This window comes from Streptacidiphilus sp. MAP12-16, from assembly GCF_041262165.1.
Lineage (GTDB): Bacteria > Actinomycetota > Actinomycetes > Streptomycetales > Streptomycetaceae > Streptacidiphilus.
On sequence record NZ_JBGCBY010000009.1, the window covers coordinates 86,911 to 109,117 of the forward strand.

General features: G+C 69.1%; 18 protein-coding genes. 4 read left to right on the forward strand and 14 right to left on the reverse strand.

Annotated features, from left to right (window positions below; genetic code table 11):
* Nucleotides 1–19: 19 nt before the first annotated feature.
* The 3 genes from ABIA33_RS14070 to ABIA33_RS14080 form a co-directional block, all read right to left on the reverse strand.
* Nucleotides 20–2,464 carry a SpoIIE family protein phosphatase gene (locus ABIA33_RS14070; RefSeq protein ID WP_370081139.1) on the reverse strand — a complete coding sequence of 815 codons (2,445 nt, stop codon included), beginning with the start codon at nucleotides 2,462–2,464 and terminating at the stop codon, nucleotides 20–22.
* Nucleotides 2,461–6,969, reverse strand: a complete 4,509-nt coding sequence (locus ABIA33_RS14075) for a HAMP domain-containing protein (protein WP_370081141.1) — start codon at nucleotides 6,967–6,969, stop codon at nucleotides 2,461–2,463. The genes ABIA33_RS14070 and ABIA33_RS14075 overlap by 4 nt, the downstream gene beginning before the upstream one ends.
* A gap of 183 nt (nucleotides 6,970–7,152) precedes the next feature.
* Nucleotides 7,153–7,632, reverse strand: a complete 480-nt coding sequence (locus tag ABIA33_RS14080) for a hypothetical protein (protein WP_370081143.1) — start codon at nucleotides 7,630–7,632, stop codon at nucleotides 7,153–7,155.
* A 386-nt stretch (nucleotides 7,633–8,018) separates the two neighbouring features.
* Between ABIA33_RS14080 and ABIA33_RS14085 the strand changes: the two genes are divergently transcribed.
* Complete coding sequence (locus tag ABIA33_RS14085; protein ID WP_370081145.1) at nucleotides 8,019–8,600, forward strand: hypothetical protein; 582 nt, start codon at nucleotides 8,019–8,021, stop codon at nucleotides 8,598–8,600.
* A 151-nt stretch (nucleotides 8,601–8,751) separates the two neighbouring features.
* On the forward strand, nucleotides 8,752–8,997 hold the full coding sequence (locus ABIA33_RS14090; protein ID WP_370081147.1) for a hypothetical protein: 246 nt from the start codon (nucleotides 8,752–8,754) through the stop codon (nucleotides 8,995–8,997).
* A 165-nt stretch (nucleotides 8,998–9,162) separates the two neighbouring features.
* On the opposite strand, the gene ABIA33_RS14095 is transcribed toward ABIA33_RS14090, so the two are convergent.
* The 3 genes from ABIA33_RS14095 to ABIA33_RS14105 all read right to left on the reverse strand — a co-directional run bounded on the left by ABIA33_RS14095 (nucleotide 9,163) and on the right by ABIA33_RS14105 (nucleotide 12,289).
* Entirely contained in the window at nucleotides 9,163–9,417 is a 255-nt protein-coding gene (locus ABIA33_RS14095) for a hypothetical protein (protein WP_370081149.1), read from the reverse strand.
* Between the two features lie 208 nt (nucleotides 9,418–9,625).
* On the reverse strand, nucleotides 9,626–11,182 hold the full coding sequence (locus tag ABIA33_RS14100; protein WP_370081151.1) for a neuraminidase (sialidase): 1,557 nt from the start codon (nucleotides 11,180–11,182) through the stop codon (nucleotides 9,626–9,628).
* Between the two features lie 105 nt (nucleotides 11,183–11,287).
* The gene (locus ABIA33_RS14105; RefSeq protein ID WP_370081153.1) at nucleotides 11,288–12,289 is read right to left on the reverse strand and encodes a serine hydrolase; all 1,002 of its coding nucleotides are present in this window, start codon (nucleotides 12,287–12,289) and stop codon (nucleotides 11,288–11,290) included.
* A 268-nt stretch (nucleotides 12,290–12,557) separates the two neighbouring features.
* Here ABIA33_RS14105 and ABIA33_RS14110 point away from each other — a divergent pair, with 268 nt between their 5' ends.
* Together ABIA33_RS14110 and ABIA33_RS14115 are read left to right on the forward strand one after the other, a co-directional pair.
* Nucleotides 12,558–12,860, forward strand: a complete 303-nt coding sequence (locus ABIA33_RS14110; protein WP_370081155.1) for a hypothetical protein — start codon at nucleotides 12,558–12,560, stop codon at nucleotides 12,858–12,860.
* A complete protein-coding gene (locus tag ABIA33_RS14115; protein ID WP_370081157.1) occupies nucleotides 12,853–13,566 on the forward strand; it encodes a class F sortase in 714 nt (237 codons plus the stop codon). The genes ABIA33_RS14110 and ABIA33_RS14115 overlap by 8 nt, the downstream gene beginning before the upstream one ends.
* On the opposite strand, the gene ABIA33_RS14120 is transcribed toward ABIA33_RS14115, so the two are convergent.
* The 8 genes from ABIA33_RS14120 to ABIA33_RS14155 all read right to left on the reverse strand — a co-directional run bounded on the left by ABIA33_RS14120 (nucleotide 13,552) and on the right by ABIA33_RS14155 (nucleotide 22,056).
* Nucleotides 13,552–17,382, reverse strand: coding sequence for a HAMP domain-containing protein (locus ABIA33_RS14120; protein ID WP_370081159.1), 3,831 nt, complete (start codon nucleotides 17,380–17,382; stop codon nucleotides 13,552–13,554). The genes ABIA33_RS14115 and ABIA33_RS14120 overlap by 15 nt on opposite strands.
* A gap of 377 nt (nucleotides 17,383–17,759) precedes the next feature.
* The gene (locus ABIA33_RS14125) at nucleotides 17,760–18,422 is read right to left on the reverse strand and encodes a GNAT family N-acetyltransferase (RefSeq protein ID WP_370081161.1); all 663 of its coding nucleotides are present in this window, start codon (nucleotides 18,420–18,422) and stop codon (nucleotides 17,760–17,762) included.
* Between the two features lie 122 nt (nucleotides 18,423–18,544).
* The gene (locus ABIA33_RS14130; RefSeq protein WP_370081163.1) at nucleotides 18,545–19,312 is read right to left on the reverse strand and encodes a DUF899 domain-containing protein; all 768 of its coding nucleotides are present in this window, start codon (nucleotides 19,310–19,312) and stop codon (nucleotides 18,545–18,547) included.
* Between the two features lie 61 nt (nucleotides 19,313–19,373).
* Nucleotides 19,374–20,021, reverse strand: a complete 648-nt coding sequence (locus ABIA33_RS14135) for a DUF2182 domain-containing protein (RefSeq protein ID WP_370081165.1) — start codon at nucleotides 20,019–20,021, stop codon at nucleotides 19,374–19,376.
* Nucleotides 20,022–20,227: 206 nt separating this feature from the next.
* Nucleotides 20,228–20,581, reverse strand: a complete 354-nt coding sequence (locus ABIA33_RS14140; RefSeq protein WP_370081167.1) for an ArsR/SmtB family transcription factor — start codon at nucleotides 20,579–20,581, stop codon at nucleotides 20,228–20,230.
* A complete protein-coding gene (locus ABIA33_RS14145; protein WP_370081169.1) occupies nucleotides 20,578–21,024 on the reverse strand; it encodes an SRPBCC domain-containing protein in 447 nt (148 codons plus the stop codon). The genes ABIA33_RS14140 and ABIA33_RS14145 overlap by 4 nt, the downstream gene beginning before the upstream one ends.
* Nucleotides 21,025–21,301: 277 nt before the next feature.
* Nucleotides 21,302–21,856, reverse strand: coding sequence for a YceI family protein (locus ABIA33_RS14150; protein WP_370081171.1), 555 nt, complete (start codon nucleotides 21,854–21,856; stop codon nucleotides 21,302–21,304).
* Nucleotides 21,853–22,056: a hypothetical protein gene (locus ABIA33_RS14155; protein WP_370081173.1), complete on the reverse strand. Its 204-nt coding sequence runs from the start codon at nucleotides 22,054–22,056 to the stop codon at nucleotides 21,853–21,855. The genes ABIA33_RS14150 and ABIA33_RS14155 overlap by 4 nt, the downstream gene beginning before the upstream one ends.
* Between the last annotated feature and the right edge of the window lie 151 nt (nucleotides 22,057–22,207).

Below are 22,207 nucleotides of genomic sequence, written 5' to 3' on the forward strand. Positions count from 1 at the left end.
TCGACCACTACCTGGCCCCCTACGCGGGGTCTGGCCTCACTGCAGGAGTGAGCGGAAGGTGGATGCCGATCAGGCAGGTGTCGTCATCGGTGTCGGACGTGCTGTGCGTCAGGATGTGGTCGAGCTGGTGAGTGAGTGCCGTCTGCTCACGGAAGGCCCTGGTCCGCAAGGTGGCGTGCAGGTCGTCTTCACCGTCGTGGTCCTTGCGTTCGATCAGCCCGTCGGTGAACAGCAGCAGGGTGTCGCCGTCTTGGAGGCGCAGTTCCTCTTCCTGGTAGCCGGCGTCGGGAATCGCGCCCAAGAGAATGCCATGGGCTCCGTCAAGGGAGCGGGTGCCTCCCCCGCTCACAAGGATGGGCGGCAGGTGTCCGGCCCGGGCCCAGCGCAGTACGCGCTCGCGGGGATCATAGATACCGCAGACTGCGGTCGCGGTCACGTGGTCCGTCAGATGGAAAGCGACGGCGTTGAGCCAGACCAGGAGTTGGGCGGGCCCCGCCCCGGTCGTGGCCAGGCCGCGTAGAGCGTTGCGGAGCACGACCATGCCGGTCGCGGCGTTGATGCCGTGTCCGGCGACGTCTCCGACCGCGAGCAGGACCGTGCCCCCGGGCAGGGGAACGGCGTCGTACCAGTCGCCGCCCACCGCGTGGTCCTGGTGGGCGGGGCGGTAGCGGACGGCGATGCGCAGGCCCCCGGCTTCGATGGCCTGGGGGGTGGGCGGCATGATGGCGTGCTGAAGTCGGCGGGTCAGCTGGGCGTTTTCGGCGGCTTGGGCCTCGGTATGCGCGAGTTGGTCGCGGGTGGCGGTCAGGGCGATTTCGGTCCAGTGGTGGGCGGAGACGTCCTGGCACGCGCCGCGGATGGCGATGAGGGTGCCGATGTGGTCGGTCACCGGTTCCGCGACGATACGTAGGTGGCGAATGACGTGGTCGCTGTGCTGAAGCCGCACCGCGACGCTGGCCGGGCGCTGGTAGCGCACGAGGGTCGCCAGAAAGGAGTCGAAGGAATCCTGGTCGTCGGGGTGCACGGTGTGGCGCAGTTCGCTCAGCGGGCGCGGTGCAGTCGTTGGGGGGAGGCCGTAGAGGTGGAAGAGTTGGGGGTTCCAGGTCGACTGCAGGGTGATGAGGTCGTCCTCGAAACCGCCGATGCGGCCCAGCCGTTGCGCATGCTGCAGCAGGGTGGCGAGCCGCGAGTCCCGGTCCTGCAGTCGCCAGGTGAGCAGGACCGCGTCGTGGACGCGGCTCATGCCGACCGCTGCCATGGCGGTCACCGGGACCTGGTCCACCAAGGTGGTGAGGGCCATGTGCTCGGCGCGGAAGGGTTCGCCGGTGGCATAGGTGTGCTCCACCTTGTCGAACAGGCCGCCAGGCTGGGCTGCCAGTGGGTAGGCCTGCAGCAGGGGTAGTCCTGCGACCACGGTGGTGGGGCGTCCGGCGGGGTCGACGAAATGGTCGTTGGTGTGGGCGATGCGGAAGTCGAGGAGGCCCCCTCGCTGGTCCACCATGGGACTGAGGATGATCGCCGGATCGTGGAGGCTGTCCGCGAGATATGCCAGGGCGAGTTCCGGAGCTGAGCCGTTGGTCGCGCGGGCACCCGGGGCGGGCTCGCCGGGCTCGCTCAGGGTGTAGGCGCTGAGGTCGGCGAGCGCGGACAGCTGCTGTTCGGTACGGGCGGTGCGCGCCGGTCCTTGGCCGGGCCAGCACACCTCCAGGGTGCCAAGGACTTGCCCGGCCTTGACCGCCGCCACAGCCGCCCGGACGTGACCGGCATGGGGACCGCCAGGGAACGGTGTCGCCGTGACGCCGGACTCGTGCCAGACCGGCGTGCGGGTGCGAATCGACCGGCGGGCGAGGGTGGGTACCCCAGGTGGTACGTGATGCCAGCCGTGGGTGTCCGCGGGATGGAAGCCGGCGTGGCCGGAGAGCACCAGGGATCCGTCGCCGACGAGGGTCCACAGGGCTACCGCGTGGGCGCCGAGCGGCGTCAGTGCGTGCTCGAGCAGGGCCTCGGCCGCGCGCTGCGGGTCGCTGCTGTCCCGAACCCCTGCTTCGGTGGTACGCAGTGCTGCGGCGCTGGGCTGGGAGACGGCGCCGGACTGGGAGAGGGTGCCGGTCTGGGAGGCGGTGCCGGCCGAGGGTTGGGCACGGGCGCGTGTCATCTGGGCGATCGGGTCATCGGCGACCTGGGTGACCACGTCTGCAGCGATCTCCAGCAAGTCCTGCCCGCTGGCCGCCGCCATGTGGTCGAGCTGGCGGCGGGCCTGCAGGGAGTCGCAGTGCATGCGCTCCATGAGGATGCCCGTGGCGCACTCCACCACGGCCCGCACGTCGGCTGACCCGCCGGCTGCGGCCAGCGCTTCGCGCAGCCGGTCGACGGTGGCGGCCAGGCGGCCGACCCCGGTGGGCGCGCTCGCGCTGCGGGCCGGTGGTGGACCGGGGCTGGCGGCGGGAGGCTGACGATGGTTCACAGGCCGAGAACGTTCTGCACGCAGGTGAACAGTTCGGCCGCGTCGACCGGTTTGGTGACGTAGGCGTTGGCGCCGGCGGCGATGCTCTTCTCCCGGTCCCCAGGCATCGCCTTCGCGGTCACGGCGATGACCGGCAGGTCGGTGTACTGCGGCATGCCACGGATCACGGCGGTGGCCGCGTATCCGTCCATCTCCGGCATCATCACGTCCATCAGGACCAGGCGGATGTCGGGGTTGGCGGTCAGTGTCTCGATCCCTCGGCGCCCGTTGTCGGCGTGCAGCACCCGCATGCCCTGCAGTTCCAGGATCTGGGTGATGGCGAAGACGTTGCGGACGTCGTCGTCGACCACCAGGGCCACGGTGCCGGACAGGCGGTCGTCGATGTGGATCTGCGCTGCGGGCTTGCGGGCGGAGGGGAGCAGCGGGACCGGTGCCTGGGCGCTGAGGTGGGTCGTGATGCGTTCGCGTAGTTCGTCCAGGCTCGAGGTGACCTCCATCGGCCGGCGCCCGATCTGCTCGCGCAGGACCTGCTGCTCGGCCGACCCCAGGGCCCGGGTGTGCACGAGCAACGGGATCTCACGCAGTGCGTGGTCCTCGTCGAGGGCCTGCAGAAAGCGGCGCATCTCTCCGTCGACCCAGTCCAGTTCCAGGACGACGCAGTGCTGCTGATCCAGCGCCAGGACAGCCGCAGCCTCGGTGACCCCCGAGACACTGCTGAGGCGAACCGCGGCCTGTCCGGCCGGCACGGCGGCGGCCAGTGCCGCTACCGCGCTCTCGGCGACCAGGGTGAGCAGACCACGCTGCTGCTTCTCGAACACGAGCAGGCGCCGCTCCCCCGGCACGACCGGTGCGGCACCGCCAGCCTGCGTCTGGGTCGGGGCGGCGTCCTGATTCTGAAGGAGTTCCGCGCTGTCCGGGTGCTCACCGGGAAGGAACAGGGTGAAGCTGCTGCCCTGTGCCAGCCTGCTGCGCGCGGTGATGGCCCCGCCCAGCAACTGGGCCATCTCCCGGCTGATGGACAGTCCCAGGCCGGTGCCGCCGTACCTGCGACTGGTCGTGCCGTCCGCCTGCTGGAACGCTTCGAAGATGGTCTCCAGTTGCTCGTCGGAGATGCCTATTCCGGTGTCGACCACCTCGAACGCCACCACGGTGCCGCCGTCGCGCAGTACGGGCGGCACGCTCGCCGCAGCCGGGCAGAAGATGCGCAGCTCGACCCGGCCGGTCTCGGTGAACTTCACCGCGTTCGACAGCAGGTTGCGCAACACCTGGCGCAGCCTGGACTCGTCGGTCACCAGGGTCGCGGGAACGCCGGGCGCGACGGTCACCCGGAACTCCAGTGACCTCTGGCCGGTGAGGGGCCTGAACGTGGCATCGACGTAGTCGAGGAGGCCGCGCAGGGCGATGGCCTCCAGACTGAGGTCCATCTTTCCGGCCTCCACCTTGGACAGGTCGAGGATGTCGTTGATGAGCTGGAGCAGGTCGGAGCCGGCCGAGTGGATCACTCCGGCGTATTCGACCTGCTTGGACGTCAGGTTGCGACCCGGATTCTGGGCCAGGAGCTGGGCCAGGATCAGCAGGCTGTTCAGCGGGGTGCGCAGTTCATGGCTCATGTTCGCCAGGAACTCCGACTTGTACTTGGATGCCAGCGACAGCTGTTGGGCACGGATCTCCAGCTCCTGCCGGGCCTTCTCGATCTCCAGGTTCTTCGTCTCGATGTCCCGGTTCTGGGCGGCGAGCAGCGCCGCTTTCTCCTCCAGCTCGGCGTTGGAGCTCTGCAGTTCCTCCTGCTGACTCTGCAGCTCACCCGAGCGCGTCTGCAGCTCGGCGGCCAGCCGCTGCGACTCGCCCAGGAGTTCGTCGGTGCGGGCGTTGGCGACGATCGTGTTGACGTTGACGCCGATCGTCTCCATGAGCTGGTTGAGGAAGTCCCGGTGGACCGCGGTGAACGGCTGGACCGAGCCGAGTTCGATGACTCCCAGAACCTGGTCCTCCACGACGATCGGCAGCACGATCAATGCCACCGGTGCGGTGCTGCCCATCCCGGAGGCGATCGTGGCGTAGCCCTTGGGCAGCCTGTCCACGGCGATGGTGCGCCTGCTGCGCGCGGCCTGGCCGACCAGGGAGTCACCGAGGCCAAAGACCCGGTTGGACTCGCTGGACGTGCGTCCGTAGGAGCCGATCAGCACGAGCCGGGTTCCGGCCTCGGCCTCTTCGGCGAGGTAGAACGCACCGAACTGCGCTGAGACCAGCGGCGTCAACTCGTCCATGATCAGGTCGGCGACCACCGCGAGGTCGCGACGGCCCTGCATCAGCCCGGAGATGCGAGCGAGGTTGGTCTTGAGCCAGTCCTGGTCGTGGTTGGCCCGAGTGGTCTCGCGCAGCGAGTGGACCATGGCGTTGATGTTGTTCTTCAGATCGGCGACCTCGCCCGAGGCGTCGACGGAGATGGAGCGGGTCAGGTCACCCTCGGCCACTGCGCTGGTGACCTCCGCGATCGCACGCACCTGGCGGGTGAGGTTCCCGGCGAGCTCGTTGACGTTCTCGGTGAGCCGCTTCCAGGTGCCGGAGACGCCCTCGACCTCGGCCTGCCCACCCAGTCGGCCCTCGCTGCCGACCTCGCGCGCGACGCGGGTGACCTCGGCTGCGAACGAGGACAGCTGATCGACCATGGTGTTGATGGTGGTCTTCAACTCCAGGATCTCGCCCCGCGCGTCCACGTCGATCTTGCGGGTCAGATCGCCCTGCGCCACGGCCGTGGTGACCTGGGCGATGTTGCGGACCTGGTTGGTCAGGTTGTTCGCCATCGAGTTGACGTTGTCGGTCAGGTCCTTCCAGGTCCCGGCCACGTTCGGGACCCGCGCCTGGCCGCCGAGGATCCCCTCGGTACCCACCTCGCGGGCCACGCGCGTCACTTCGTCGGCGAACGCGGACAGCGTGTCGACCATCAGGTTGATGACGCCGGCGAGCGCGGCGACCTCGCCCTTGGCCTCCACCGTGATCTTCTGCGACAGGTCGCCCTTGGCAACCCCGTTGGCAACCTGGGCGATCGAGCGCACCTGGCCGGTGAGATTGGAGGCCATGACGTTGACGTTGTCGGTCAGGTCCTTCCAGGTCCCCGAGACGCCGCGGACGGTCGCCTGGCCGCCGAGGTTGCCCTCGGTGCCGACCTCACGGGCCACGCGGGTGACCTCGTCGGCGAAGGCGGAGAGCTGGTCGACCATCGTGTTGATGGTCTCCTTCAGCTCCATGATCTCCCCACGGGCGTCGACCCGGATCTTCTGCGACAGGTCGCCACGCGCCACAGCGGTGGTGACCTGCGCGATCGACCGGACCTGGGCGGTGAGATTGTCCGCCATGACGTTGACGGACTCGGTCAGGTCCTTCCACGTCCCGGAGACCCCGACGACGTCGGCCTGGCCCCCGAGCCGCCCCTCGGTACCCACCTCGAGCGCGACCCGGGTGACCTCCGCGGCGAAGGAGGACAGCTGGTCGACCATCGTGTTGATCGTGGTCTTGAGCTCGAGGATCTCGCCGCGCGCATCGACGTCGATCTTGCGAGTGAGGTCGCCCCTGGCGACCGCGGTCGCCACGCCGGCGATGGAGCGAACCTGGTCGGTGAGGTTGCCGGCCATGGAGTTCACAGAGTCGGTCAGGTCACGCCAGGTACCGGCCACACCGGATACCTGGGCCTGACCGCCGAGCCGTCCCTCGGTGCCCACTTCCCGGGCCATGCGGGTGACTTCGTCGGCGAAGGAGGAGAGCTGGTCGACCATCGTGTTGATGGTGTTCTTCAGCTCAAGGATCTCGCCGCGCGCGTCGACCTGGATCTTCTGGGACAGGTCGCCCTTGGCAACCGCGGTGGTGACCTGCGCGATGTTGCGGACCTGGTCGGTCAGGTTGCCGGCCATGAAGTTCACCGAGTCGGTCAGTTCGCGCCACACGCCCGCGACCCCGGTCACCTCCGCCTGGCCACCCAGCCGTCCCTCGGTGCCCACCTCCAGCGCGACCCGGGTGACCTCGTCGGCGAATGACGACAGTTGGTCGACCATCGTGTTGACGGTGTTCTTCAGCTGCAGGATCTCGCCCCTGGCGGCAACGTCGATCTTCTGCGACAGATCGCCCCTGGCCACGGCGGTGGCCACCTGAGCGATGTCGCGCACCTGGGTGGTGAGGTTCCCGGCCATGGCGTTGACCGAGTCGGTGAGGTCCTTCCACGTCCCGGAGACGCCCGGCACCTCGGCCTGGCCGCCGAGTTGACCCTCGGTTCCCACCTCCCGCGCCACCCGGGTGACCTCGGAGGTGAACAGCGACAACTGGTCCACCATCCCGTTGAAGACCGCGGCGATATCGCCGAGCAGCCCCTCCGCACCCTCCGGCAGCCGGGTGCTGAAGTCCCCGTCCCGCACGGCGGTCAACCCAGCCAGCAACCGACCCAGTCCCGGCTCACTCGACGAGCCGTCCCCATCTCTGACCGTCCGTGCTTGCCCGCCCGCAACCGCAGCCATCGACTCTCCTCAGAAACCCGCACCGTGCGTGCCGCCAGGCACCCGGACGAGGCAGACCCCCGCCGCGACACGACGCCGCAATTCTAGAGGTGTAGGCCGGATGGGCGCCGTAGACGGTGATCGGCAGGCGCTACCGGACCTCGCCTTCAGCCGAGCTCTCGCATCGCGGCGCACGTCGAGACGCTAGATGGCGCCGCTGGGGCCGTTACCGCGCGGGTCATTCTCCTCGTACCAACGCTCCTCTTCTTCTCGACCTTCCTCGCTCACGGAGTGCTTGAACATGCCCCCGATCATGGCCAGCGCGAAGGCGCCGATGCCGAGCAGGAGGAGCAGGGAGAGGATCGCGCTGACGATCTCCGTGATAGCGCCCCAGAAGGCATAGGCGAAGGCAGCGACCGTGGCCAGTTTGGCGATGAAGTGCCAGGGCTGCGGAATGCGCCGGTACGGCTTGGGAAGCCGGTTCACGAACGCCATGTGAGCCTTCAGCACCCTCATTTCGGTGCTGCCCAGGTACGGCGGCGGTTGCGGCTGGGTGCGGCCCTGCGTCCGGGCCGCCCTGGGGCCGGACTGTGAGTTACGCGGGCGCGAGGTCATGAATTGCCTTTCCCGGACATCGCCGGAGACGTCGGCAGTGCCGTAGACCTCCGCAGGGTCGGAGACCACGTCACGGGCCGTAATTCACGAGGCGCACCATCCGGCCCTGTACTCATCCCAGCTCCTGTAACCAAGCAGTGACGCGGCACCGCGACCGTAGCGAAGGTACGGCGACAGTGCCTCAGAAAGACCGGGACATCGCACTACTTGCCCGAGAAGGACTGATACGCAGCCGCCGATGCCTTGGACCGACTGAGACTGTCCGGGGTCCGCTGAGGAGTGTGCGGGCTTCGCCCGGATGCGCCATGCGGGTGGCGGTAGCGCATGGAGCCATCACGCTGGGAGGTGGAGCCCGACAATAGCGGCCTCCCGGAGAAGCATTCTGCTTGTTCGAAGTGCCGGGTCCCTGGCAGCCCGTCGCTTGATGTGTGGTCGCCAGCACCAGGAGGCATCCGATGGCTCGCGCCATGTCCACAAGCGACACAATCACTCCGAGGGACCAGGAGACCAAGGCAGGGCCTGTGGACGGGCGTCACCCCGACTGCACCGGGCCCCTGCTGCACGCCGTGGCCGGCAAGCGGCCGACGTCCGAACTGCTCCAGCTGGTGACGATCCTCAACGGAAGAGACCAGTCCTCCTATGCGCAGCAGATCCTGAACACGGCAGCGACCGTGCGACCGGTCGAAGACGTCGCCGCGATGGTCCCCCTGCTTTCGGACGACCAGGCCGCGGATGCCCTCCACGCCGCAGCGACCCAGCGCGGCGTCGAAGAACTCGCCCGGTTGGTGACGATCCTGAACGACCATGACCAGCTCTTCTACGCTCAGGAAGTCCTCAACACGGCAGCGACCATGCGCCCGGTCGAGGACGTCGCCGCAATGGTCCCCCTGCTCGGCGACTCCCCACCCGCGCACGCCCTGCACGCCGCGGCCGCCCAGCGCCCCATCGACGAACTGGTCCAGCTAGTCGAACGATTGAGCGGCTCGCCAGACGCGACGCCCGCCGCGCAACAAGCCCGTCGGCGGCTACGCCTCTGATAACCCGCCCAGTCGTCGCGTGCGACCGGTGTCACTCGCCTGCCGCCTCGGCGCGCGACTGCGGGAGCGGGCGCTTAGCGTCGTCAGGGACGGAGCGTCGTCGGAACGTCCACCGCGGGGCGTCCGCATGACCATTGGTGGGAGATCCGCTGTGTATGAGCTGCTCGCTGAACATGACCCGGCCGCCGACATCCCGGTGCTGCTGTGGCACGTGAAGGCCAAGGACGCGGCCGCCACTCTGTGCGGGCGCGTGTCCCCGCCCCCGTCGCCCGGCGGAAGCGGCGCGGCCAGGGACCGCTACTGCCCACCCTGCATGGCCGCTGTCGGCCAGGCCGTGGCGGCCACACGCGGGGAGCCGTGGGTCGAGCCCACCGGGACCGCGCACGACTGGCAGTGATGACGTAGGCCGGCGGCGGCCCGCGACCACGTGGGCGGTCGATCGGTCGGCTGAGCGCTTCCCCTGCCCCGAGGGCACGTCCTACCCGGGGCCGGGCGCATGCTGGGCATCGGAGCCGAGGGTGGAGCCGCTGGTGGCAGCGGGTCCGAGGTGCGGACTGCAACCTCACGCGCCGGCCAGGTTGCGCTCCAATGCGTCCCTCAGCGCATACAGTGCGGCCATGTCCGCGCAGTCGGCCATGGCCCGCAGCAGGACACCGGCCCTTGCGTCGTCCCCAGCATGGACCGCTTCGACCAGCGCGGCGATGATGTCAGCGGTCCGGGCCTCTGCGGGATCGCCGGCGGTCGAGGCCGCCTCGGCCCGGGCACCCGTCGCTGACGAGGGCACTGGCGCCGGGTTCCTGGCGTCGCTGATCGACATGGGGGCAATTGTGCGACGTCGTCTGACCACGCCCGCGCCTTGCGTCACTCGAACGGGTGATATCTGGGCGTTGCGGCCCCGAACGGGCTTGGACGGCTAGTCGGGCCCTCCGCCACCCGCGACCCCACCCGGCGCGCGCATCCGCAGACCGGGCAGGCGGATGCGGTGGGGGTCCGCCGCATACGCCTGGGCCCAAGGCACCCGTTGGTCAGCGGCGGAACCGCTGGACGAGGTGGTGTGTAACCGCCGTGTGGAGTGTCGGCCCCGTCGTCCGAGCTGCCGAACCGCGCAGGGTGGTGGGCTGGAAGGTGCCGGTGAAGACGTCGGTGGAGTTCAGGGGGTCGGCATTGTTGGTCTCCACCAGAACCGGGCGCACCGCGTGGCCGTCAGTGATCAGGGCCTCGTAGTCGCCGAGGAAATGCCCTCCCGCATCCGGGGCTTGGAGCCAGTCGAAGACCGGGGTGATCTGGCGCTCGACGGGGCTGTCCTGGCCGCCGCGCGGGAAGCTGAGCAGCCAGGCGGCGGTGGGCAGGGTGGTGGTGTTGTCTGCGGTGAGGTAGCGCAGGTCGTAGTAGCTGACGGCGACGGTGCCGTGGGCGTCGACGGTGATCGAGGGTGTGAAGGCGGGGGCTGCGGGTGCCTGGTTGATGCGGGTGGGTCCGCTCCAGGTCCGCCCGCCGTCGGTGGAGTGCACCAGCTGGATGGCGTCGTACCCGCCCGCGGTGAAGTCGGAGCCCTCGTAGGCGAGGTAGAGCTCGCCGGTCTGCGGGTCGACGGCGACGTTGGGCAGGCCGCCGCCGGCTCGCAGGGCCTTGGTCGGGTCGGTGGGAGCATTGGGGTCGACCTCGGCCACGGAGGTGTCGGTGACCACACGGACGGGCTTGCTCCAGGTCCGGCCCTGGTCGGTGGAGCGGACCATGGCGTAGTGCACGTCGCTGACTGTGCTGGTGGTCGCGTCGGTATAGGTAATCGAGTTGAAGAAGTCGTACAGGGTGCCGGTGTGGCGGTCGACGACGATGACGTTGCCGATGGTCTGCGAGTTCGGCACGGTGGTGGTGTCGACGAAGGGGCGGGCAGCGGACCAGGTGCGGCCGCCGTCCCGGGTGACGGAGATGTAGGCGGGGCCGGTGAACGAGGTGCTGGTCTGGTCGAGGCGGTCCCACACCTGGTACGCGACCCCGGCGTGCAGCGGGTCGGCGGTGACGGAGTTCTTGTCGTCCCCGATCGCCGGATCGTTGTCGCTGATCAGCGGGGTGACATGCTGCCAGGTGCGCCCGCCGTCGGTGGAGGTCGCGGCAGCGACCCCGTTGCGCGCGGTGGTGGCGTCGAAGACCAGCGCGCTCACATACGCCTTGCCGTCGGGCCCGAAGCTGACCCAGCCGTCGGAGGCGCGCTGGTAGGCGAGGCCGCCCGGGGCGCAGTGGGTGAACGGCAGCGGGATCTGGGTGAAGTGCTTGCCGTCGGTGCTGTAGCTGGCGCTCAGGCCACGGGCGCCGCCGTTGGACCAGCGGTCCTGCTGGTAGATCCCGATCACGTTCCTCGGGTCGCGCGGATTGGCGGCGGCATACGGCTCGGCCTCGGCTGCGGGGGCATTGGTGCCGGGTCCGTCGGAGCTGAGGTCGCATGCGGCGTAGGGGTCGCCGGGTGAGATCAGCCTCAGCCCGCTGCCGGCTGCGGGGTTGGCGGCGTGTGCGGCGCCCGCCGCGGCGGAGAGAGCGAGCAGGGCAGCCGCGGTGGCGACGGATGCTCTGGTTCGGAGCTGCATGGGAGTCCCCCGTGATCGTCGGCGGTGGTGGTGCCGGTGGTCGTCCTGGGCCGTGCTGTCCGTGGGCCATAACAGAGTTGATGTTCCGACAGCCCGGCGTAGAGCTTATCTGCGCATGACAGATTTGGGGGGTGGATCGTCCTCCCTCACCGTCGCGGGATGCACCGGGTCAGGCGCGGGGTCGAGGGCTTCGGCTGCTGCCGTGGCGATGGACTGGACCAGTGCGATTCCTTGGGACTGGGTGCGGTTGCCTTCGGAGAGCACCACGATCAAGAGGGTGCGTCCGCCGCGCCAGACCTGGCCTTCGCTGTTGATCACCCATTGCTGGTTGCCGGGGCGCGGGAGCCAGCCGTTCTTGAGCGCGAACCGGTTGCGGTCGGCTGCGGAGCTGACTCCCCAGCTCTGGTCGCCTTCCACACGGCTCATGAGCGACTGAAGGTAGTCGCGCGACGCTCTGGAGAGCTCCGACCGGCCGGTGAACACCTGGCGCAGCAACCGCAGTTGGTCGGTGGCGGTGGTCGTGGTGAGCCCCCAGTGCGAATCGTGGGCAGTGGTGCCGGAGAGACCCAGGCGGCGGTTCTCGGCGTTCACGCCGACGGATCCTCCCGCCGCGCGGTAGAGCGCGTCGGCGGCAGCGTTGTCGCTGCTCTCGATCATCTCCGCGGCGAGGGCGCGCTCCGCCGGGCCAGGGCGGGTGCGTCGGTCCTGGTGCTCCAGCAGCAGCGCGGTCAGGATGTCCACCTTCGCCAGGCTGGCAGTGACGAACTTCTGCCGGATACCGCCCCTGACCACGGTCGCGCCGGAGGTCAGGTCCACGGCCGCCAGAGCAACCCTGCCGTGGGCCCGCGCGAGTACCCGGTTCAGATCCCTGACCGCCAGGTCCTGGGAGACGGCCGGCCGGCGGGGCACGGTACCGCGCGGCGGCGGGGCCGCTGCGGAGTCTCCCCCGACGAGGTGCCCGGGCGGGCGAGACGAGGGACGTGCCGTGCCGCCGACGGGGGGCCGCTTGGGGGATCCGCCGTGGGCCCAGAGCGCGACGCACAAGCAGAGCACCGCAAGCGTCGCGGAGGCAGTCAACGCGCTGGCTCTGAGGCCTCTGCTCGGCATGACTCGGGACGCTACGGCTGTGCCCGCGTCACTGTGGGGAGCCCAGGGGCCAACTCTCCGAGTTTCCCTCGATCGGGCGCACCGGGCGGAAGGCGGCCGACCGGTTCCCCTCGGTCTGCGTCGCCGACATCCGCCCCGAATCGCAGGGTCATCCGATCGTGTGAACCGACACCGGCACGCGACGTCCTGGCCTCGGGATGGGAACAACTGACGGCAGCTCACCTGGGGTGCCGTGCTCTTCGCCGCCCCGTCAACGATGGAGGAATACATGAAGTTGCTGCGCAAGGCCCTGGTCGCGGCTGTAGCCGCTACGGCCCTGGCGGGCGTCGTCGCCCCGGCCACCGCCCAGGCGGCCGCCCCGGGCGCCATCGCCATGGTCCACACGGACTACGGCCACCACGGCCACCACGGCTGGTGCGACCGCGACCGCGACCGCGATCGGGACCGCGACCACCGCGACCGCGACCACCGGGACCGCGACCACCGGTGGTGCCACCACCACGGCGTCGACGCGGGCGGTGGCGGCATGGCCGCCGCCGTCGCCGGCTTCACCCGGCACATCGGTGGCTGACAAGCACCTTCGTGGTGGTGGCCGCCTCACCGCGGCCACCACCGCAACCTGCTTCGCGGCCGCCGTGTTGGGCCTCGGCCTGAGCGCCTGCGGGACGAACGCCCCGCACGCCCCCACGACGCAGTCGACTCCCGCTCCGCAAAGCACCACGACCCACCCGGCCCCCACTCCGCTCGGGACGCCGGCACCGATGCCCCCGTCCGCGCCCGTGCGCATCGCCATCGCACGACTGGGCCTGGACGCCCCGTTGATCCCGGTGGGGCGTGCGCAGGACGGAACCGTAGCCACCCCGCCGTTCGCTCTGCCGCACACCGCCGGCTGGTACACCGGTGCGGTCACTCCCGGTCAGAGCGGCACGGCCGTCATCGTCGGCCACGTCGACACCCGCACCGGACCGGCCGTGTTCTACCCGCTCAGCCTCGCCCGGCCCGGCGACCAGGTCGCTGTCCGACGCGCCGACCACAGCACCGCCGACTTCACCATCGACACCGTCCGGGTCATCCCACGTGACGACTTCGACGACACCACCATCTACGCCGCTACCGGACGACCCGAACTGCGCCTGATCACCTGCGGTGGCACCTTCGACCGCACCACCCAGGAGTACTCCAGCAACGTCGTCGTCTTCGCCCATCTCACCGCCCGGCCGACCGCGACGACGACCACGCCGTCGCCGGACCACCACAAGAAGTCAGCCACCGCGTGAGGCATCGGCGCCGTCGCCGTTCGGACTCTCCGCGGTGCGGGCGGGCACGAGGAGTGCGCGGCGGATCCGAGCGAGCAGGTCCTCGGCGTCCACGGGCTTGGTGACATAGTCGTTCGCGCCTGCCGCGAGGCTCTTGGCCTCGTCACCCGGCATGGCCTTGGCAGTGACCGCGATGACCGGAATCCGGGCGAACTGCGGCATCTCACGGATCGCCGCAGTGGCAGCGTAACCGTCCATCTCGGGCATCATCACGTCCATCAGCACGACGTCGACGTCCTCACGGGACTTGAGCAGGTCGATGCCGGACCTGCCGTTGTCCGCGTGCAGCACCAGCATCCCCTGCAGCTCCAGCGCCCCGGTGAGCGCGAAGACGTTGCGAGCGTCGTCGTCGACGACCAGAACGACGCGCCCGGCAAGGGAGTCGTCAACCTGTGTGAAGGACTGCGCGGCGATGGGAGCGCCCTGCCGTGGCAGTGGATCGTGGGCAGGGACTGCGCCGTGCGGCAGATACAGCGTGAAGCAGCTGCCCTCCCCCAGCGTGCTGCGCACCACGATCACGCCGCCGAGCAACTCTGCCAGTTCCCGGCTGATGGGCAGTCCGAGTCCGGTTCCTCCGTAGCGGCGGCTGGTGGTGCCGTCCGCCTGCTGGAAGGCGCCGAAGATGCTCTCCAGATGCTCGGCGGCGATGCCGATGCCGGTGTCCTGGATCCGGAACGCGACGGCTGGCGGACCAAACCGCAAGGAGTCGGGCAGTTCCTCAGTTGCGGCCGGCTCGACCACCAGGTCCACCCGGCCCGATTCGGTGAACTTCACCGCGTTCGAGATCAGGTTGCGCAGCACCTGCCGAAGCCGCGGTTCGTCGGTGACCAGTTCGGTGGGCACTCCGGGACCGGTGCTGACGCGGAACTGCAGTGCCTTCTGCCCGGTCAGCGGGCGGAAGGTGGCCTCGACGTAGTCGAGGAGCTGGCTCATCGGGAAGCGCTCCACGCTGACGTCCATCTTCCCGGCCTCGACCTTAGAGAGGTCGAGAATGTTGTCGATCAACTGCAGCAGGTCGGAGCCGGCCGAGTGGATCACACCGGCGTACTCGACCTGTTTGGCCGTCAGATTGCGTCCCGGGTTCTGCGCCAGCAACTGGGCCAGGATCAGCAGGCTGTTGAGCGGCGTGCGCAGCTCGTGGCTCATGTTGGCGAGGAACTCGGACTTGTACAGCGAGGCCAGGGACAGCTGCTGCGCGCGGGCCTCCAGCTCCTGGCGGGCCTGCTCGATCTCCAGGTTCGCCGCCTCGATGTCCTGGTTACGGTCCGCCAGCAGCGCCGCCTTCTCCTCCAGTTCGGCGTTGGAGTTCTGCAGCTCCTCCTGCCGGACCTGGAGCTCCTGGGAGCGGGCGCGCAGCTCGGCGGTCAGCCGCTGCGACTCCTCCAGCAGCTCGCGGGTGCGGGCGTTGGCGACCAGCGAGCTGACGTTGACGCCGACGGTCTCGACGAACTGGTCGAGGAAGTCTCGATGGACACCGCTGAACGGCCGTAGCGCGGCGAGTTCTATCACGCCGAGAACCTGGTCCTCGACCACGATCGGCAGCACGATCAGTACGGCCGGATCGCTGGAGCCGACCCCGGAGGAGATGGTGGCGTACCCGGGCGGCAGGTCCTCGACCAGGATGGTGCGGCGGCTGCGGGCGGCCTGGCCGACCAGGGACTGGCCGAGCCGGTAGCGCCGGGGTGCCCCGTTCGGCGCGTCCGGGCTGCCGTACGAGCCGATCATGACGAGTTCGGCACCGTCCACGGTTTCCTCGGCCAGGTAGAAGGCGCCGTACTGGGCGGAGACCAGCGGAGTCAGTTCATCCATGATCAGCTCGGCGACAGCGGTGAGGCCGCGCCGGCCCTGCATCAGGCCGGAGATCCGGGCGAGGCTGGTCTTGAGCCAGTCCTGCTCCTGGTTGGCGCGGGTGGTCTCGCGCAGCGACCCGACCATGGAGTTGATGTTGTCCTTGAGGTCGCCGACCTCGCCGGGAGCCTCGACGGTGATCGAGCGGGTCAGGTCCCCCTCCGCGACCGCGCTGGTGACCTCCGCGATGGCGCGCACCTGGCGGGTGAGGTTCCCGGCCAGCTCGTTCACGTTCTCGGTGAGCCGCTTCCAGGTGCCCGACACGCCCTCGACCTCGGCCTGGCCGCCCAGCCGCCCCTCGCTTCCGACCTCGCGGGCGACGCGGGTGACCTCGGCGGCGAACGAGGACAGCTGGTCGACCATGGTGTTGATGGTGGTCTTCAGCTCCAGGATCTCGCCCCGCGCATCCACGTCGATCTTGCGGGTCAGGTCGCCCTTGGCCACGGCCGTGGTGACCTGGGCGATGTTGCGGACCTGGTTGGTCAGGTTGTTCGCCATCGAGTTGACGTTGTCGGTCAGGTCCTTCCAGGTCCCGGCCACGTTCGGGACCCGCGCCTGGCCGCCGAGGGTGCCTTCGGTGCCCACCTCCCGCGCCACCCGGGTCACCTCACCGGCGAACGCGGAGAGCGTGTCGACCATCGTGTTGATCACCCCCGCGAGGGCGGCGACTTCGCCCTTGGCCTCGACGGTGATCTTCTGGGAGAGGTCGCCCTTGGCCACCGCGGTCGCCACCTGGGCGATGGAGCGCACCTGACCGGTGAGGTTGGACGCCATCACATTAACGTTGTCGGTCAGGTCCTTCCAGGTGCCCGACACGCCGCTCACGGTGGCCTGACCACCGAGATTGCCCTCCGTACCCACCTCGCGCGCCACCCGGGTCACCTCACCGGCGAACGCCGACAGCTGGTCGACCATCGTGTTGATGGTCTCCTTCAGCTCCAGGATCTCCCCGCGCGCGTCGACCCGGATCTTCTGCGACAGGTCGCCCTTGGCCACCGCGGTGGTCACCTCGGCGATCGACCTGACCTGGGCGGTGAGATTGTCCGCCATGACATTGACGGACTCGGTCAGGTCCTTCCAGGTGCCCGAGACTCCGCTCACGGTGGCCTGGCCACCGAGATTGCCCTCCGTACCCACCTCGCGCGCCACCCGCGTCACCTCACCGGCGAACGCCGACAGCTGATCGACCATCGTGTTGATCACCTCGGCCAGGGCGGCGACTTCGCCCTTGGCCTCGACGGTGATCTTCTGGGAGAGGTCGCCCTTGGCCACCGCGGTCGCCACCTGGGCGATGGAGCGCACCTGACCGGTGAGGTTGGACGCCATCACATTGACGTTGTCGGTCAGGTCCTTCCAGGTGCCCGACACGCCGCTCACGGTGGCCTGACCACCGAGATTGCCCTCCGTACCCACCTCGCGCGCCACCCGGGTCACCTCACCGGCGAACGCCGACAGCTGGTCGACCATGGTGTTGATGGTCTCCTTCAGCTCCAGGATCTCCCCGCGCGCGTCGACGGTGATCTTCTGCGACAGATCTCCCCCCGCGACTGCCGTGGTGACCTGGGCGATGTTGCGGACCTGGTCGGTCAGATTGCCCGCCATGGTGTCGACACTGGTGGTGAGCTCCTGCCAGACTCCGCCCACCCCGGGTACCCGGGCCTGGCCGCCCAACCGCCCCTGGCCGCCGACCTCCCGGGCCACCCGTGTCACCTCGGCGGTGACCAGCGACAGCTGGTCGACCATGCCGTTGAAGACACCGGCGATCTCGCCGAGCAGACCGTCTGCCTCGGCGGGCACGCGGGTGGAGAGGTCCCCGTCACGCACCGCGGTGAGCCCGGCGAGCAACCGGCGAAGCCCTTCCTCTCCCAACTCGGCGGACTGGCCTTCGGGCGGAAGTGACCGGCGCGTGTCTTCGGACGTCTGAGCCATCGCGGACCTCGCAGGTGGGTGGACACCATGGACGGGACGGTCGGGCGCCCTGCCCAGGACCGTCCAGCGCCCACTGTTGCACGCGGGTCGCGGGCCCGGCGAACGACGTCGCACGATCCGGGCCATGCATAACGATCCGGTAACGAGATCCAGGTATCGGCCCGCCGGACCAGGGAACCGAGTCCGGAGACCGTCGAGGCGCACCAGCCGGATATACCTGTGCCCCTATGGTCTGGATGGCCCAGGACCCCGGGTGTGGCTCTCTCCCGCTCGACGGCGTCATCGACGGCAAGGGCCACCCGTACAACCGCCTTGACCTTGCGGGCCGTCGCATCGACAGGCTGCGAAGATCTCGCCGACGACGTCACCGATGTCGGTCACTGTTCATCTGCCTTGTCCGTCAAGCCGAGTAGGGGCAGACAGGCTGCCAGACCGTCGATGGAGACGTTCGCTTGCCGGCGCTTCTCCCACCGCGCCCGGGAGAGCCGCAGTCGGCGCATGACGGTGACCTGGCCGCGTACGGTGATGCGCTCGATGCCGTCCGGCTCGTAGCCGAGCTTTCTGGACACCCGAAACGACGACGGGTTGTCCACGAAGGCGCCGGAGGTCGCCTCGGCTGCCTCCAACCCTGCGAATGCCAGATGGAGGACGGCCGCGCGCATCTCGGTACCGATTCCCTGTCCCTGGTGCCGAAGGCCGATCCAGGAGCCGGTGTTGACCTCACGCACGGACGCGTAGTCGCGGGCAGCGATCGTCTGCTGACCGACGATTTGGCCGTGCTCGAAGACGGCGAGGTTCAGCGCCCAGTTGTCCGGGGTCCAGTTGCCGAGTCGGAGCCAGTGGTGCTGAACCACCGAGCGTGCCCGTTCCCGGGGAGGCAGATCTGTCCAGGGGACGGAGAAGGGCATGCGGTCCGGCTCATGGACGCCTTCTGCCGCAAGGTCGGCCAGTTCCGAGAGTTCTTCGCCCGATGGCAGGCGGAGCTCCAGACGCGGCGTGATCAGCCGCAGTCCGAGCAGAGGCCAGTGGTCGATGAGCATGAGTCATTGTGCGAGTCCGTTGCGACTCCGATCACCTGGTTTTCGGTGCCGGGGATGAGCGCGGGTGCTCTCCGCTCTGCCCGCACCAGCGGCGAGCAGCGCCGGCGCTACCTCCGCACGCGTCACTGGCTGTCGTACTCGTCGTGGCGGCGCCACCAGAAACCGCTCTCGTTGCGACCGAGTGGCGCGCGGTCGAGCCACGGGTACATGCCCCAGATGCCGTCCACCCCGCGCTCGTACGCCGAGTAGGTGTGGTAGACGACGCCGTCCTCGAGCGCGAACGCGCTCACACCGGGCCCTTCTCGTCGGTACGTCGGCCAGTCCGTTCCCACGCTGGACGCGATTTCGGCGAGCATGGGATTCTCCTCGCCGGCTTCCGGCGGCCGCACGTCCATCGCGCGGAAGTTGTACTCGACGACTCCCGACTGCCACTCCTCCTTGGTGTGCGCCACCCCGAAGTCGTAGTTGAAGTCGCTGTCGAACGAAGACGCCCAGGGGAAGCTCCAGCCCATCCGCCCCTTGTACGCCTGCAGTTTCGCGAGCGGAGCCCGCGACACCGCGCAGAGCGTGACGTCGTGATTCGCGAGGTGGACGACGGAGCCGTTGAAGCCGTCCGCGATCGCCGAGCAGGACGGACATCCTGCCGCGTAGTCGGGACCGAACATGAAGTGGTAAATGAGGAGCTGCGAGCGTCCTCGGAAGAGATCGGCGAGGGACGCTGCGCCGTCATCGGTCTCGAAGCGGTACTCCTTGTCGATGGGAACCCAGGGCAACTCCTGCCGCCTCCGCGTCAGTTCGTCGCCACGCCGGGTCAGCTCCTTCTCGGCGTCGAGCAGTTCCAGCCGGGCCGCAAGCCAATCCTCACGCGTTCCGGTCTTGTGAGCGGTCATTGTCTTCTCCTTTGTGTCGTTGCAACAGTTGGGCGTGGCCGCCCCCACCACTGATGACGTCTCACATCGGTGGCGTGAGTCCAGGAACCGCCGAGGGTGCGATGACGATCAGGAATCCAAGTCCGACGATGGCCAGCGCCAGCGGCATATCGACGGCGGCTTTCGCGGGCAGTAGCTTCTGGGCGAGGACGAGGACGGTGATCACCGACATCCAGGTGACGCTCATGACGCTCAGCGCCACCAGGATCAGCATCAGTCCGATGCTCGAGCCGACGCAGTAGAGCCCGAACTCGAATCCGGAGCGGAGGCTCTCGCGGCAGCGCCGGCGGAAGTGCCGCTTGATCGGCGTCAACTCGTAGACACCAGCCGCGATCGCGACCACGCCGGCGGCGAAGGAGCCGTGCGGCCGGTACAACGCGTACACGGCGACGCCCACGAGGGTCCAGACGGCGAGGTACGACCCCACGAACAGCGGCACGGCGCGCACCCGACCGCTTGCGTGAGCGCGGTTCACGACTGCCGGAGCCGCGCCAGGCAGCATCATCGCGGCCATCATCGACACCCACAGGGCGACGAAGAAGGTGAACGAACCGAGCCGGGTCCCGACGCCCATGTCCATCCCGTTCATCTGCCAGACCGCGACGACCCAGGATGCGGCGCCGAGCCCGAGCGTCGCCGTCAGCGCGGCGTACCGAAGCCGAAGTTGCATCGCGTCCTCCTTCTCCTTACGCGGCGATGGGCTCTGCTTCCAGCTAGGAGGGTGCTGAAGATCTAGGCCGGGCTCGCGACGCCCTGCGACTCCGCTTGCCGCGTTGTCGTCGGTCGCCAACCAACCACGGTTGGCTTCCTCCTCCGCCTTGCAATCAAAGCCGCATGACGCCGCTCCCTGATCCGGCCTAGATCTTCAGCACCCTCCTAGTGCTGGTCCCGCTCCGCCGCCTCGGCGACGCGCTTGATGTTCGCCAGCCGCCGATCCCAGTCGGCCGCGAGCCCTGCCATCCAGCGCGCCGTCGCGTCCAGCGCCGCGGGCCGCACCGCGTACCGCACCTCGCGTCCGACCCGGCTGCCGGAAACCAGCCCGGCGGCGTCCAGCACGGCGAGGTGTTTGACCACCGCCTGCCGCGAAACGGGAAGTCGTTCGGCCAGCGTCGTCGCGGTGGCCCCGTCCTGTGCGGCGAGTAGTTCCAGCAGTTGACGTCGCGTCGGGTCCGCCAGCGCGACCAGGACGCTGTCGACCGCCTCGACGGCGCCGCGGCGTTCGTCCGTCACGCGGATGACTGTTCGGCGCGCGTCTTGAGCGCGTCGAGCTCCTGGGGCCAGCCGCCGGTATTGTCCTTCACCGCCTTGCGGCGCAGCTCTTCGGACCCTGCCAGTGCCGCGAACCCGCTCTCGACGACGCGCAGCCGCGTCTTGTCGCCCTCCGGGGTCAAGGTGAACTCCACCAGGGTGCTGTTGTCCGCGCGCAGCTCTTCTCCGGGGAACGCGCTGGCCCAGCGGTACGCCAGGTACGTGGGCGGCTCGACCTTCTCCACGCGCACCGGGAAGTCGCCGTACTCGGGGTTCTTCGCGAGCAGCAACGCGCCTTCTGTGGCCACCGTGCCGGGCAGGCTCGACTTGTCGGCCACCCAGAAACCGGGTTCGGCCACCAGCGACCAGACCCGCTCCAGGGGTGCCTCGATCAGTGTTTCGCGTTCGATCCGGTCCTCGCTCATGAGGGGACTCCTTCACCGCCGCCATTGGATGCAACTCCAGGGTTGCACGTCGGGCGTTTACGCGCAACCCGAGAGTTGCACCACGATCGGGCGCCGCTCCAACCTGCCGACCGGCGCGTCCTCGTGCCCGCGCCAGCGGGGCTGCTGCGCAGCCCGCTTCCGTCACCGACGAGGAATACAACGCCGGCTGATGGGTGACCGTAGCCGGATCACGGCAACGTGATCCGGCTACCCGACCACACGTCGACGGCGGGGTCGGTGAGTAGAGGACACCGGCTCAGCTCGCGTCCCGGCGGAAGTTCGCGGTCACCGTGATGCGGTTGTCCATGGTGGCCACCTTCAGCGGGCTCCACATCATGCCGAAGCGGGACCGGTCCACGTGCACTTCCCCCTCGATGGTCACCTCGTCGGCGGTCGCCTCGGTGACGGTGGCCGTGAGGGGCAGCGCCTCGCTGTGGCCGCGCGCGGTGAGGGTGCCGAGGACGGTGACCTGGTTCCCGTCGAGCGGGGAGATGCCCTCGACGGTGTAGGTGATCGTGGGGAAGTTCGCGACGTCGAAGAAGTCCTTCGAGCGCAGGTGCTCGTCGCGCTTCTTGTTCTTGGTGTCCACGGACGAGGCGTCGATGGTGACCTCGCCGGCGACGGAACCGTCGGGCGCGACCTGGCCGGAGCCGCGGACGGAGGAGAACTCGCCGTTGACCTTGACCATCCCCCACATGCTCTTCGAGTGCAGGCCGATGCGAGTCCGAGCGGGGTCGAGCACCCAGCCACCGGCGGCGGCGGCGCTGGCAGCGAATGAGGCGGCGGAGAAGGCGTTGCCCGTGCTGGTCATGGTTCTTTCCTCTCCAGGTCGGAGTCGGTGACGGCGCCGGCCATGCCCCGGATCCCGGTCTGTGAGTCAGGGAGCATGATTTCCGCGATGGCCGGCAGGACCTTCAGCTTCCAGTGTGGCGTGTCGCGCGGGATGAAGCCGGTGACGATGGAGTGCTGGCCTCTCCCCTTGGCGTCACCGTCATCGGCGCCCTGCTCCACCTTCGAGTGGATGTGTCCAGTTGTATCACCTGCGTCATCGCGCGGTAGCAGATTGTAGTGACACGCGAGGGCGCAGGTGAACGCCCGTGCGGAGGAATCCAGTTGGCGCACGCAGATCCCGGCTCGCGCACGCCTCGTGCCTACTGGGCTC